This window comes from Pantoea sp. XY16 (genome assembly GCF_025153065.1).
Classification (GTDB): domain Bacteria; phylum Pseudomonadota; class Gammaproteobacteria; order Enterobacterales; family Enterobacteriaceae; genus Pantoea; species Pantoea alfalfae.
Genome location: NZ_JANZNP010000012.1, coordinates 104,048 through 117,968 on the forward strand (window position 1 = coordinate 104,048; position 13,921 = coordinate 117,968).

Genomic DNA, 13,921 nt, shown 5'->3' on the forward strand with positions numbered 1-13,921 from the left:
ATGCGTAACGGATTACCTGCTGCTTTACTGGCGCTGTTTGTTGTAAGCGGGTGTGTCAGCCAGCCATACGAACCTGGCGCTGAAGAGGTGCGGCTGCAGTTAGGGATGCACTATCTGGCCGGTGGAGACTATACCGCAGCTGAGCGAAACTTTCTGCGTGCACAGGCCGCCGCGCCCGAGGACTACCGGGTCTCGCTTGCACTGGCACGGCTGGCGCAGCAGCAGGGTAATCAGACAGCGGCGCAGGCACGGTTTATACTGGCACAGCAGCAGGCCCCGGATAATGGTTTTGTTGCTAACAATTACGGTGCGTTTCTCTGCGCTTTAAGGCAGTATGACGAAGCGCATCAACAGTTTAGTCGGGCAGGCGCTGCACCTCAGTTTGATGCACGTAATGACGCGCGTGAACTGGCAGGGTTTTGTTATCTGCAGGCGGGCGATGTTGCCACTGCCCGCAGGACGTTACGCCAGGCCCTTGAGGCCGACAGACGCAAAGCGGATTCGTTGCTGTCGGAAGCTGAAAAGCTGATGGCAGATAACCAGCTGGCAAAGGTGCAGGTTTTGCTCGACGTTTACCAGCAACAGCTGCCCGAAACGGCACGAAGTCTGGCGTTACACTTACGTTTCGCCGCGCTACAGGGAAATGCCGCTGACGTTTCACGTTATGGCGACCAGTTAGCGCGACGTTTTCCGCAATCGATACAGTACCAGCGTTATTTAGCTAATGAATACTGAAGCCACTCAAGAAAACTCTGCATTACATTCAACAGGTGAACGCCTGCGTCTGGCCCGTGAGCAGATGGGGCTGACGCAGCAGAACGTCGCTGAGCGCCTGTGCCTGAAACTCTCTACCGTGCGTGACATTGAGGAAGACAAATCGCCTGCCGATTTAGCCTCTACGTTCCTGCGCGGCTACATTCGTTCTTATGCGCGTCTGGTGCACATTCCTGAAGAGGAACTGCTGCCAATGATGGCGAAACAGACACCGGTTCGGGCTGCAAAAATCGAACCGATGCAAAGTTTCTCGCTGGGTAAGCGCCGCAAAAAACGCGACGGCTGGCTGATGATTTTCACCTGGCTGGTCGTGTTTGTGGTGGTGGGTCTGACCGGCGCCTGGTGGTGGCAGAATCATAAAGCGTCGCAGGATGATCTGGTGCCGATGACCGATCAGAACAGCAGCAGTGATAACGGTCAGTCGATTCCGCTGGGTGAATCCAGCGGTGACAGCGTGGCACCTGCCGCGCCTGACGAAAGCAATACCACGACCCGCGATAACAGTGCGGCCAGCACGCCAGCGAGTACGGCTCCGGCCGCCAGCGCCAGCAATGGCGCGACTGCTGCACAGCAGGACACCAGCAGCAATGCGGTGGTGTCGCCGAGTCAGGCTCCTGTGGAAAACACGGCGGCTGCGCCTGCAGCCACCCAGTCCGGTACCAGCACATCACCTCAGATGCCAGTCGGCGCAGCCGCGGTCAGTGAACCGGCTGCTGACCCTAACGCAGTGGTCATGACTTTTAACGGCGACTGCTGGCTGGAAGTGAGTGATGCCACCGGCAAAAAACTGTTCAGCGGTATTCAGCGCAGTGGTGGTAAACTCAGCCTGGCAGGAACGCCTCCGTATCGTCTGAAAATTGGCGCGCCGTCCGCGGTTCAGGTGCAATATCAGAATCAGCCCGTTGATTTAAGCCGTTTTATCCGTAATAACCAGGTTGCTCGCCTGACGTTGGGTGCGCAATAACAGCGTATCGCGTACCGGGCAATTGTGGAGAAGAAATATGCATAACGAAGCACCCATTATCCGCCGTAAATCCAAACGCATTTACGTCGGCAAGGTGCCGGTCGGTGACGGCGCGCCAATCGCCGTACAGTCGATGACCAACACCCGCACCACTGACGTGGAAGCGACGGTAAATCAGATCAAAGCCCTTGAGCGAGTCGGTGTCGACATCGTTCGTATCTCGGTGCCTACCATGGATGCCGCAGAAGCGTTCAGGCTGATCAAACAGCAGGTGAACGTCCCGCTGGTTGCAGATATTCATTTTGACTACCGCATCGCCCTGAAAGTCGCCGAATATGGCGTTGACTGCCTGCGCATCAATCCCGGTAACATCGGGAACAATGAGCGCATCCGTATGGTGGTCGACTGCGCACGCGACAATAATATTCCGATCCGAATTGGCGTAAACGCCGGTTCGCTGGAAAAAGATCTGCAGGAGAAGTATGGCGAGCCGACGCCACAGGCGCTGCTGGAATCCGCCATGCGCCATGTCGATCATCTCGACCGTCTTAACTTCGATCAATTCAAAGTCAGCGTAAAAGCGTCAGATGTCTTCCTCGCCGTTGAATCTTATCGTCTGCTGGCGAAACAGATCGAACAGCCTCTGCATCTCGGCATTACCGAAGCGGGTGGCGCACGTGCGGGCGCGGTGAAATCGGCGATTGGCCTGGGACTGCTGCTGTCAGAAGGGATCGGCGATACGCTACGCATCTCGCTGGCGGCCGATCCAGTTGAAGAAGTCAAAGTCGGTTTCGATATCCTGAAGTCACTGCGAATTCGTTCTCGCGGTATCAACTTCATCGCCTGTCCGACCTGCTCACGTCAGGAGTTTGACGTCATCGGTACGGTCAACGCGCTTGAGCAGCGTCTGGAAGATCTCATCACGCCGATGGACGTCTCCATTATCGGCTGCGTAGTCAACGGACCGGGCGAAGCGACCCTCTCTACGCTGGGCGTGACCGGCGGCAGCAAGAAGAGCGGTTTCTACGAAGATGGTGTGCGTCAGCGCGATCGTCTCGACAACAATGACATGATCGATCAGCTGGAAGCGCGCATTCGTGCCAAAGCGTCGATGCTGGATGCCAGCCGCCGTATTGATGTTCAGCATCTGGAAAAATAATGGCGTGCGCGGCCTGCGTACGTGACTTTTTTGACTGAACCTGTGCGGTTTCATCCTCATAAGGTATGATGCCGGACAGGTTTTTTTGCATTAAGAGATTTTAACGTGGCGAAGAATATACAGGCAATTCGCGGGATGAACGACTACCTGCCTGCGGATACTGCCCTCTGGCAACGGATTGAAGGCGTTCTCAAGCAGACGCTGGCGAGCTACGGTTACAGCGAAATTCGCTTACCGCTGGTGGAGCAAACCCCACTGTTTAAACGCGCCATCGGTGAAGTCACCGATGTGGTTGAAAAAGAGATGTATACCTTTGATGACCGCAACGGTGAAAGCCTGACGCTGCGTCCGGAAGGCACGGCAGGCTGCGTGCGCGCCGGTATCGAACACGGTTTACTCTACAACCAGGAACAGCGCCTGTGGTACATGGGACCCATGTTCCGCTATGAGCGTCCGCAGAAAGGCCGCTATCGTCAGTTCTATCAGATCGGCGTGGAAGTGTTTGGTCTGCAGGGACCGGACATTGATGCTGAACTGATCATGCTGAATGCCCGCTGGTGGAAAGCCCTGGGTATCTCTGAGCACGTTCGCCTGGAACTCAACTCTATCGGTTCACTGGAAGCACGCGCGCATTATCGTGACGCACTGGTTGCCTTCCTTGAGCAGCACAAAGCGGTGCTGGACGAGGATTGCAAACGCCGCATGTACAGCAACCCGATGCGCGTTCTCGACAGTAAAAATCCCGAGGTTCAGAAACTGCTGAATGATGCGCCACAGCTTGGCGACTATCTGGATGACGAGTCTCGCGAGCACTTCAGCGGCCTGTGTGCGCTGCTGGATGACGCTGGCATCAGCTACACCGTCAATCAGCGTCTGGTACGCGGCCTGGATTATTACAACCGCACCGTGATTGAGTGGGTCACCGATAGCCTGGGTTCACAGGGCACGGTGTGTGGCGGCGGTCGCTACGATGGCCTGGTTGAGCAGCTTGGTGGTCGTGCAACACCTGCCGTGGGTTTCGCCATGGGCATGGAGCGTCTGGTGTTGCTGGTTCAGGCGGTTAATCCTGAATTTGAACCGACGAGCAATGTGGATGTCTATGTTATCGCTTCAGGTCAGGGCGTGCAGTCTGCTGCGATGCAACTGGCTGAGAAATTGCGTGATGAAGCGCCGGAACTGAGGCTGATGACTAACTTTGGCGGCGGCAACTTTAAGAAGCAATTTGCCCGTGCTGACAAGTGGGGCGCACGCGTTGCCCTGGTGTTAGGCGAAGATGAAGTCAAAGCCGGTCAGGTCGTGATTAAAGATCTGCGCCGTGGCGAGCAGCAAACGCTGGATCAGGCAGAGGCTGCTGCTGTATTACGCACGCTGTTACAGTAAGCGTGACACAGCACCAACCATAGAAAGGAGAGGGATTGCGTGGAAGTGTATAGCAATGAGAACGAGCAGACCGACGCGCTGCGCAACTTTTTTGCCAGTAATGGCAAAGCGTTAGCCATTGGCGTAGTCATCGGCATTGCTGCGCTGGGTGGCTGGCGTTACTGGAGCAGTCATCAGGATGATACGGCGAAATCCGTGTCCGCGCAGTATCAGCAGCTCACCAGCGCCATGCAGGCGGATAAACCGGAAACGCTGGAAGCGGTTAACCGCTTTGCCAGTGAAAACAGCAATACCTACGGTGCGCTGGCTGCGATGGATCTGGCGAAGCAGTATGTTGACGCCGGTCAGCTTGATAAGGCCGCAACGCTGCTGCAAAACGGACTGAAAGATACGAAAGATGCCAATCTGCAGGCGGTGATTAACCTGCGCCTGGCACGCATTCAACTGCAACAGAATCAAGCGGATGCGGCGCTTAAAACCCTTGACGGTGTGAAGGGTGATGGCTGGACAGCCATTGTGGCCGATATTCGCGGCGAAGCGCTGCTGACCAAAGGTGACAGGCAGGGCGCGCGCGATGCCTGGAGTAAAGGAGTCGAATCTGACGCCTCTCCGGCATTGAAGCAAATGATGCAGATGAAGATGAATAACTTAAGCTAAGCCAGTCAAGAGAGAGCGCATGGAATTACGTAAATACCTGCTGCCGGGACTGATTTCAGTCACTTTGCTCAGCGGTTGTTCGCTGTTTAGCGGCGAAGAAGATGTAGTAAAAATGGCCCCGTTGCCGAAGGTGGAAAATCAGTTCACGCCACAGAAAGTGTGGAACACCTCGGTAGGCGATGGCGTCGGTGACTTCTACTCAAATCTGCATCCTGCCTGGCAGGACAACACCGTTTTTGCAGCCGATCGTTTTGGTATTGTCAAAGCGCTGGATGCCGCAGACGGTAAAGAAAAATGGAAAGTCGATCTCTCTGAGAAAACCGGTTTCTTCTCGAAAAACCGCTCAGCGCTGTTATCCGGCGGCCTGACCGCTGATGGCGATCGGGTTTATGTTGGCAGCGAGCGCGGCAAAGTTTATGCCCTGAACAGCAGCGATGGCAGCCTGGCCTGGCAGACCAGCGTCGCAGGTGAAGCGCTGTCTCGTCCTGTAGTCAGCGATGGTCTGGTACTGGTACATACCAGTAACGGCATGCTGCAGGGACTGGATCAGAGCAGCGGTGCGGTGAAGTGGAGCGTCAACCTGGATATGCCAGCGTTGTCTCTTCGCGGTGAATCTGCACCTGCTGTCGCATTTGGCGGCGCCATTGTCGGTGGCGACAACGGTCGCGTCAGTGCCGTGGTGATGAACCAGGGACAGCTGATCTGGCAGCAGCGTATTTCTCAGGTCAGCGGTGCCACTGAGATTGACCGTCTTAACGACGTCGATACCACGCCGGTTATCGTCAATGGCGTAGTGTATGCACTCGCTTACAACGGTAACCTGTCGGCGCTGGATCTGCGCTCTGGCCAGATTTTGTGGAAACGCGAAATTGGCGGTGTGAAAGATCTGATTGTCGATGCCGGTCGCATCTATCTGGTCGATCAGGATGACCGCGTGATTGCGCTGAACGCTGACGGCGGTGTTGCCATCTGGCGTCAAAGCGACCTGCTGCATCGCAACCTGACTTCTCCGGTGCTCTACAACGGCTACCTTGTGGTTGGCGACAGTGAAGGTTATCTGCACTGGCTAAACACCACTGATGGTCGTTTTGTTGCTCAGCAGAAACTGGATAGCTCAGGCTTCCAGACTGAGCCGGTGGTTGCCAGCGATAAGCTTCTGATCCAGTCGAAAGACGGCGAGGTTTATGCGATTACCCGTTAATGGGTAAACGTCTGGCAGGTGAAATCCTCCGTTTTGACGGCTCCTGATTTAATCAGGGGCCGTTTCGTTTTTAGTCAGGCATGGTATTCTTTGCGCCTTAAGCCTGAACTTAACGGCCAGAGCCGTTATAATCACGCCATTCGGGCGATTAATTATTTATTGAGGCATTTTGTTATGGTACCTGTGGTCGCGCTGGTTGGGCGTCCCAATGTGGGAAAATCTACGCTATTCAACCGCTTAACCCGCACACGTGATGCGCTGGTAGCGGATTTTCCTGGACTGACTCGCGATCGCAAATATGGTCGCGCCGAAGTGGAAGGGCGCGAATTTATTGTTATTGATACCGGTGGTATCGACGGCACCGAAGAGGGTGTTGAAACGCGGATGGCCGAGCAGTCACTGCTGGCGATTGAAGAAGCCGATGTTGTGCTGTTTATGGTTGATGCGCGTGCGGGCATGATGGCCGCCGATCAGCAAATTGCTAAGCATCTCCGCTCCCGTCAGAAAGCGACCTTCCTGGTGGCGAACAAAACTGACGGGCTCGATCCGGATCAGGCGGTTGTCGACTTCTATTCACTGGGCCTGGGCGAGATTCATGCCATTGCAGCCTCGCATGGTCGTGGTGTGAGTAGCCTGATAGAAGAGGCACTCCTGCCGTGGATGGACAAAGTTGAGGCGGTTGAGCTCACTGAAGAAGAAGAGAACCAGGCTTACTGGGCTGCGCTTGAAGCTGACGAGATTGCTGAGCAGGAAGCGGCGGAGGAAGAAGAAAACTTCGACCCGACTGGTTTGCCAATCAAACTGGCGATTGTTGGCCGTCCTAACGTAGGTAAGTCAACGCTTACTAACCGCATCCTCGGTGAAGATCGCGTGGTCGTCTACGACATGCCGGGCACCACCCGCGACAGTATCTATATTCCGATGGAGCGTGATGGACGTGAATACGTTCTGATCGACACCGCAGGCGTGCGTAAGCGTGCCAAAATCTCTGACACCGTTGAGAAATTCTCAGTCATCAAGACGCTGCAGGCGATTGAAGATGCCAACGTCGTGATGCTGGTGATTGATGCTCATGCCGGTATTTCCGATCAGGATCTCTCGCTGCTGGGCTTCATTCTTAACAGTGGTCGCTCACTGGTGATTGTGGTCAACAAATGGGATGGCTTGTCGCAGGAAGTGCGTGATGAAGTGAAAGAGACGCTGGATTTCCGTCTGGGCTTTATCGATTTCGCCCGCATTCACTTTATCTCTGCGCTGCACGGGAGCGGCGTAGGTAATCTGTTTGAGTCGATCACGGAAGCCTATGACTGTTCGACCCGCCGCGTAAACACCTCGCTGCTGACCCGCATCATGAACATGGCGGCAGACGATCACCAGCCGCCGCTGGTACGCGGTCGTCGCGTTAAGCTTAAATACGCGCATGCTGGTGGCTATAACCCGCCTATCGTGGTGATCCACGGTAACCAGGTTAAGGATCTGCCTGATTCTTATAAACGCTACCTGATGAACTATTTCCGTAAATCACTTAACGTGATGGGAACGCCAATTCGCATTCAGTTCAAAGAGGGTGATAACCCTTATGAAGGCAAACGTAACCTGCTGACGCCAACGCAGCAGCGTAAGCGTAAGCGTCTGATGGCGCATATGAAAAAGAATAAGCGTTAACAAAATGAGGGCCATCTGGCCCTCTTTTTTTTTTGCGCTGAATAACGCAGGGTGGAGAACATAATGCGTGTGCTTTGTGAAAAATGTCAGCAACCGCTGTCGCTCAGCGACGGTGAATTTATCTGCACAGCCTGCGGAGCGCATTACCCGGCGCATCCCTGCTGTCCTGAGTGTCACCAGCCACTTGAAGTGCTGAAAGCCTGCGGCGCAGTGGACTATTTTTGCCGTAACGGACATGGTCTGATCTCCCGCAAGCGCGTAGTTTTCCAGCCACCCGGCCACTGACCTCGCTTTCAGCTACGCTTAAAATGTCAGATAAGGCAGAGCGATTCCTGGCCCTTTTTGTAGCAAAAATGCTATTACTCCGTAACAAACGCGTTGTATATGTTCACTCTGTAATGTACCAGGTGGTACAATCCTGCCGCGTCGTGGGAGGGGTCAGCCACATCCGTGCTCTTCCGGCCCACAGATTCTCACGGACGCGGGTCTGTTTATATTCGTTTTGAAACAGAGCAATGCTCTGCGCGGACGTGCATAACGCGCCAGAGTCCGGACGGCAACAGTCCGGATGCTCTGTTTATTCAGGAGAGTAAGTGTTATGGCTGAAACATCCTCCCGCTCCGGAAAGGGGCTGGGAATCGCATCCGTGCTGCTCGGACTGGTGCTGCTTGCTACCGGTCTGTTTTTTGCCATTGGCGGCGGTAAACTGGTAGCCCTTGGCGGCAGCAGGTACTTTTTAATTGCGGGTATCGTCACTGTACTCTCCGCAATTCAATTCTTCCGTCGCAAATCATCGGCAGTGGTTCTGTTCCTGCTGGTCTTTATCGGCACCCTGATCTGGTCGCTGTTCGATGCGGGTCTGGAGTTCTGGCCGCTGGTCTCTCGCCTGATGGTGCCTGCCGGGCTGATGCTGCTGGCCTTCCTGATCTGGCCTTCACTGCGTAAGCACGAAGGTAAGCACTCACTGGCAAAACCCTCTTACGCCTTCTCTGCGCTATTGGCGGCAGGCATGGTGGTCACGCTGGTACAGATGTTCCAGCCCCATCCTACCGTTGCCGGCACCGGCGAAGAGCTGCCACTGATCCCGGTTGATAAAACCAGACAGCAGAAAGACTGGGATAACTACGGTAATACCCCGCAGGGCAGCCGCTTTGTGGCGCTGGACCAGATTACCCGCGATAACGTGAAGGATTTGAAAGTTGCCTGGACCTTCCACACTGGTGATACGCCTGTCAGCCCGACCGGAAACGGCGCAGAAGATCAGCAGACGCCATTGCAGATTGGTAACACCCTTTACCTCTGTACGCCGCACAACAACGTCATCGCCGTTGAAGCCAATACGGGTAAACAGATCTGGAAACGTGAAATCAATGCCAAAGCAGACGTCTGGCCGCGCTGCCGTGGTCTGGCTTACTTTGACGTAACCAGGCCGCTGCAACAGCCGGATAAGCCGGGTTCTTCACCTGTACCAGCCGCTGTGCTGCCAGCTGGTGACAGCTGCCAGCGTCGTATTCTGATGAACACCATCGACGCGCGTCTGATTGCGATCAACGCCGACAACGGTGAGTTCTGTGAAAACTTCGGCGATCACGGCATCGTTGATCTTAAAGCGGGACTGGGCCAGGCACCGGATCCACAGTATCAGCTGACGTCAGCGCCAACGCTGGCGGGCACCACCGTCGTGGTGGGGGGGCGTGTCGCAGATAACGTGCAGACTGATATGCCAGGTGGTGTGCTGCGTGGCTTTGACGTTATCACCGGTAAAATGCGCTGGGCATTTGACCCAGGCAATGTTGACCCGAATGCGATTCTGATGCCGGGTAAAGATTACACCCGCAGTACGCCGAACTCCTGGGCGCCGATGTCTTACGACCCGGCAATGAACACCGTGTTCATCCCGATGGGCAGTTCGTCGGTTGACCTCTGGGGGGCGAACCGTACCGAACTGGATCACAAATACGGTGCTTCGGTGCTGGCGCTGGATGCGACTACCGGTAAAGAGAAGTGGGTCTATCAGACCGTACATAACGATCTGTGGGACTTCGACCTGCCGATGCAGCCAAGCCTGATCGACTTCCCGCAGAAAGATGGCAGCACCACGCCAGCAGTGGTGATTGGTGGTAAAACCGGCATGATCTTCGTGCTTGACCGTATGACCGGCAAGCCGCTGACCAAAGTCGAAGAACTGCCGATGCCGCAGGGCCATATTCCGAACGAGCAGTACACGAAAACACAGCCACACTCGACCGGAATGCCGCAGATTGGCAACCAGACGCTGAAAGAGTCTGACATGTGGGGTGCAACGCCGTTTGATCAGCTTGCCTGCCGTGTCGCCTTCAAATCAATGCGCTACGACGGACTGTTCACCGTGCCAGACACCGACAAGTCGCTGAGCTTCCCGGGTTCGCTTGGGGGTATGAACTGGGGCAGCATGTCGATCGATCCGAACAACCATCTGCTGTTCGTCAATGACATGCGTCTGGGCCTGTGGGTACAGATGATCCCGGCGGATACCAGCAGCATTGCCCGTGGCAGCAACGGCGGCGAAGCAATTAACACCGGTATGGGTGCCGTTCCGCTGAAAGGCACGCCTTATGCAGTGAATAAAAACCGCTTTATGTCGCCGCTGGGCATTCCTTGTCAGAAGCCGCCGTTTGGTACGCTGTCGGCGATTGACCTGAAAACCCAGAAAATCGTCTGGCAGGTGCCGGTCGGCACCGTGCAGGATACCGGTCCATTTGGCATCAAAATGCGCGTGAAAATGCCGGTTGGTATGCCAACGCTGGGCGGTACGCTGGCAACACAGGGTGGCCTGGTGTTCATCGCCGGTACCCAGGATTACTATCTGCGCGCCTTTGATTCTTCAACCGGTAAAGAGGTGTGGAAAGCACGCCTGCCGGTCGGCAGTCAGGGTGGCCCGATGAGCTACGTTTCACCGAAAGATGGTAAGCAGTACATCCTGATTTCAGCTGGTGGCGCACGTCAGTCACCGGACCGCGGTGATTACGTGATTGCTTACGCGCTGCCAGACAGCAAGTAATAACACATAAGGAAAAGGGCCGACATTGTCGGCCCTTTTTATTTGCTTATTTTCCGTCGTGCCACAGCGCTTTTAGCTCCGGCGGCGCGACCTGTTCCGGAATCAGCAGCACAATAGTGCCTACCTCACGGCGGGTGGCATACTGAATCTGGATACGGAAATAACGCTGATCGCCACTGCCCACCTGCGCGGCTTTCTCCTCGGGTTCGCCCAGCGGCATTGCCTGCTCCAGCGCATGACAGACGCGCTGTTTTTCTGGCGCCGGCAACTCGCCAAGCATAAAGCGTCGTTCGGCGCGCAGCCCCGGAATAAAGGCCATGCCGCCTTCACGCGCGACGATGATGGTGGCATCATCTGTGAGTTCGGGCAGTTCACTCATAGCACGCCAACCTCCTTCCACGCCTGTTCAATAGCACTGCTGACCGACTCGTTGAACCGCTTTTTACCATGCTCAATGGTGAAGCGGGCAAAGGTTTTGAAATCCGCATCCTGTGGCAGTTCGTCGTCACACACCGTGTCATACCAGGCATATCCCGCCTGTTCCCAGGCATAACCCCCCAGCGCTTTGGCCGCCAGATAAAAGGCCCGGTTAGGAATGCCGGAGTTGATATGAACACCGCCATTATCTTCACGGGTTTTCACGTAGTGATCCATGTGTGCCGGTTGCGGATCTTTGCCCAGCAGCGGGTCATCGTAGGCGGTGCCGGGTTCAGACATCGACCGCAGACCACGCCCATTAATACCCTTCGCCAGCAGGCCTTCACCAATAATCCAGTCTGCTTCATCCGCACGCTGCTTTTTGCTGAACTGTTTTACCAGCGAGCCAAAAACATCCGACAGCGACTCATTCAGTGCACCAGCCTGCTCAAAGTAGATCAACCCGGCTTCGTTTTCCGTGACGCCATGCGCCAGTTCGTGGGCCACAACGTCAATCGCAATGGTAAAGCGATTAAAAATTTCGCCGTCACCATCGCCAAATACCATCTGTTGACCGTTCCAGAAGGCGTTCTGGTATTTCTCACCGTAGTGCACGGTACCCAGCAACTTCAGGCCCTGACCATCCAGCGAATTACGCTGATACGCCTGCCAGAAGAAGTCATAGGTGATGCCAAGGTAGTCCCAGGCTTCTTCAGCCGCGACGTCATCATTACCTGGCTGGCCTTCCTGACGAACCAGCTTACCCGGCAGGGTTTCCTGGCTCTGGGCATCATAAATTTCACGGTCAACATGACCGCCCGCCGCCGTTTTCACGCCAGTCGATTTTTGCCAGTGTTCCGCCATCAGGTGCTGAACGTGCGTCAGGGTGCGGCGCGCCTGCGCCTGCTGATGGCCGGAACTGTGAGCGATAATCTTGCGAAGGATATAGGGAGGAATAACGCAGTAAGCCATGTGAGACTCCTTGGCAAAAAGGAATGAGTCAAAAGTATAGACCCGTCTGGCTGGTTAGACCTCATGAGTGAGGCCAGCGGTAATTGGAAAAATGTGAGGAGGCGCGCAGAGTCAGTATCAGGGAGCGGATTTGCGGCAGCGCTTATTTTTCAGACAATCGTTCTGACGGATTATATGAGAACGCCTGGTAGCAAAAATTAGTCATAAAAATAGCCGGCCAGACCAGGTGAGCCTGATAAGTGAGACCAGTGGTTAATGGAGAAATGTAAGTTGGCGGGCAGCGTCAGGAGGTGGTTTTGCGGCGGCGCTTTTTCTCAGGTAACAGCTGCGTCACCTGGCTTTCAACCCAGCCATCATCCAGACGGGTGCGCAGCAGGTCGCCGCTCTGAAGCTGTGCGGTTTGCTTCACCACCTGACCGGCGATGTCGGTGGTCACGCTAAAACCACGCGCCAGCGTTGCCAGCGGGCTGACACCTTCGAGCTGTGCGACCAGCTGACCAAACTGTTGTTTATTGCTGTTCAGCTGCGTTGCCATGCTCTGCTGCAGGCGATAGTGCCAGCTTTGCAGCTGTTTTTGCGCCTCGAACAGACGCTGCTGCGGCTGCCGGGCGTTGAGTCGATGCGCCAGGCGATCCTGCTGACGTGTGGCCTGACGCAGGCGCGTTTCCATCGCTTCACCCAGACGCTGTTGCAGGCGGAACAGGGCGGTCTGCTGACGGGCCAGCCGCAGCTGCGGATGCTGCTGCTGCAGGCGATGCTCAAGACGCGTGTAAAGCCGCTGCTGGCGCGCCAGGTAGTAATCCATCGCCATCTCCAGCCGCTGCTGCTGCGACTGCAACTGGCGCAGCAGCTCCAGCTGGTTGCGGCTGACAATTTCTGCGGCTGCTGAAGGGGTAGGGGCGCGTAAGTCGGCGACGAAGTCGGCAATGGTGACGTCGGTTTCATGACCGACGGCGCTGACGATGGGAATGCGGCTGGCAAAAATGGCGCGCGCCACCCGTTCGTCGTTAAAGCTCCATAAATCTTCCAGCGAACCGCCGCCGCGCCCGACGATTAACACATCGCACTCGTTACGCAGGTTGGCAATTTCAATTGCCCGGACAATAGCGGCTGGCGCATCGACGCCCTGTACCACGGTCGGGTAGATGACCACGGGCAGGGAGGGATCCCGGCGATGCAGGACGCGTAACACATCGTGCAGCGCCGCGCCGGAGGAGGAGGTGATCACCCCGACCTGACGCGCCGGTTCCGGCAGCGGTTGCTTATGCTGTGGCTCAAATAAGCCTTCGCTCGCCAGCTTTGCTTTCAGCAGTTCAAACTGCTGCTGCAGCAAGCCTTCCCCCGCCGGATGCATGCTTTCGGCAATCAGCTGATAGTCACCACGAGGTTCATAGAGGGTAATGTTAGCGCGTACCAGTACCTGCTGACCATGCTGGGGACGGAAGGTGACGCGACGATTGCTGTTGCGGAACATGGCGCAGCGAACCTGAGCGCCATCATCTTTCAGCGTGAAGTACCAGTGACCGGAAGCCGGTTGGGTGAAGTTGGAGATCTCAGCGCTGATCCAGACCAGGCCCATCTCTTTCTCCAGCAGCTGACGCACTGTCCTATTGAGACGGCTGACGGTAAAAATATTGGCAGTAGATGGCAGCGACATGTGACGAAGATCAAATTCCAAATCAGCAGGTTAAT

At 55.7% G+C, this 13,921-nt stretch carries 12 protein-coding genes; 9 read left to right on the forward strand and 3 right to left on the reverse strand.

Annotated features, from left to right (window positions below; all coding sequences use genetic code 11):
- The 9 genes from pilW to N1689_RS17145 all read left to right on the forward strand — a co-directional run bounded on the left by pilW (nt 1) and on the right by N1689_RS17145 (nt 10,840).
- Nucleotides 1-735, forward strand: coding sequence for a type IV pilus biogenesis/stability protein PilW (gene pilW, locus N1689_RS17105; protein WP_260059542.1), 735 nt, complete (start codon nt 1-3; stop codon nt 733-735).
- Complete coding sequence (gene rodZ / locus N1689_RS17110; RefSeq protein ID WP_253419652.1) at nt 725-1,738, forward strand: cytoskeleton protein RodZ; 1,014 nt, start codon at nt 725-727, stop codon at nt 1,736-1,738. The genes pilW and rodZ overlap by 11 nt, the downstream gene beginning before the upstream one ends.
- A gap of 37 nt (nt 1,739-1,775) precedes the next feature.
- Entirely contained in the window at nt 1,776-2,897 is a 1,122-nt protein-coding gene (gene ispG, locus N1689_RS17115; RefSeq protein WP_003848692.1) for a flavodoxin-dependent (E)-4-hydroxy-3-methylbut-2-enyl-diphosphate synthase, read from the forward strand.
- Between the two features lie 105 nt (nt 2,898-3,002).
- Nucleotides 3,003-4,277 (forward strand): histidine--tRNA ligase, encoded by a 1,275-nt coding sequence (gene hisS, locus N1689_RS17120; RefSeq protein ID WP_260059543.1) that lies wholly within the window; start codon nt 3,003-3,005, stop codon nt 4,275-4,277.
- A gap of 39 nt (nt 4,278-4,316) precedes the next feature.
- A complete protein-coding gene (locus tag N1689_RS17125) occupies nt 4,317-4,934 on the forward strand; it encodes a YfgM family protein (protein WP_161734341.1) in 618 nt (205 codons plus the stop codon).
- Between the two features lie 19 nt (nt 4,935-4,953).
- Nucleotides 4,954-6,135: an outer membrane protein assembly factor BamB gene (gene bamB, locus N1689_RS17130; RefSeq protein ID WP_013358724.1), complete on the forward strand. Its 1,182-nt coding sequence runs from the start codon at nt 4,954-4,956 to the stop codon at nt 6,133-6,135.
- A gap of 174 nt (nt 6,136-6,309) precedes the next feature.
- Nucleotides 6,310-7,800: a ribosome biogenesis GTPase Der gene (gene der, locus N1689_RS17135; protein WP_033733523.1), complete on the forward strand. Its 1,491-nt coding sequence runs from the start codon at nt 6,310-6,312 to the stop codon at nt 7,798-7,800.
- A gap of 63 nt (nt 7,801-7,863) precedes the next feature.
- Complete coding sequence (locus tag N1689_RS17140; protein ID WP_161734340.1) at nt 7,864-8,085, forward strand: zinc ribbon domain-containing protein; 222 nt, start codon at nt 7,864-7,866, stop codon at nt 8,083-8,085.
- Nucleotides 8,086-8,398: 313 nt separating this feature from the next.
- Nucleotides 8,399-10,840, forward strand: a complete 2,442-nt coding sequence (locus N1689_RS17145; protein WP_260059544.1) for a glucose/quinate/shikimate family membrane-bound PQQ-dependent dehydrogenase — start codon at nt 8,399-8,401, stop codon at nt 10,838-10,840.
- 46 nt (nt 10,841-10,886) lie between these two features.
- On the opposite strand, the gene N1689_RS17150 is transcribed toward N1689_RS17145, so the two are convergent.
- The 3 genes from N1689_RS17150 to xseA all read right to left on the reverse strand — a co-directional run bounded on the left by N1689_RS17150 (nt 10,887) and on the right by xseA (nt 13,886).
- Nucleotides 10,887-11,219 (reverse strand): protealysin inhibitor emfourin, encoded by a 333-nt coding sequence (locus N1689_RS17150; RefSeq protein ID WP_161734336.1) that lies wholly within the window; start codon nt 11,217-11,219, stop codon nt 10,887-10,889.
- Complete coding sequence (locus tag N1689_RS17155) at nt 11,216-12,229, reverse strand: M4 family metallopeptidase (protein ID WP_260059545.1); 1,014 nt, start codon at nt 12,227-12,229, stop codon at nt 11,216-11,218. The genes N1689_RS17150 and N1689_RS17155 overlap by 4 nt, the downstream gene beginning before the upstream one ends.
- Nucleotides 12,230-12,512: 283 nt before the next feature.
- Nucleotides 12,513-13,886, reverse strand: coding sequence for an exodeoxyribonuclease VII large subunit (gene xseA / locus N1689_RS17160; protein WP_260059546.1), 1,374 nt, complete (start codon nt 13,884-13,886; stop codon nt 12,513-12,515).
- Nucleotides 13,887-13,921: the final 35 nt, after the last annotated feature.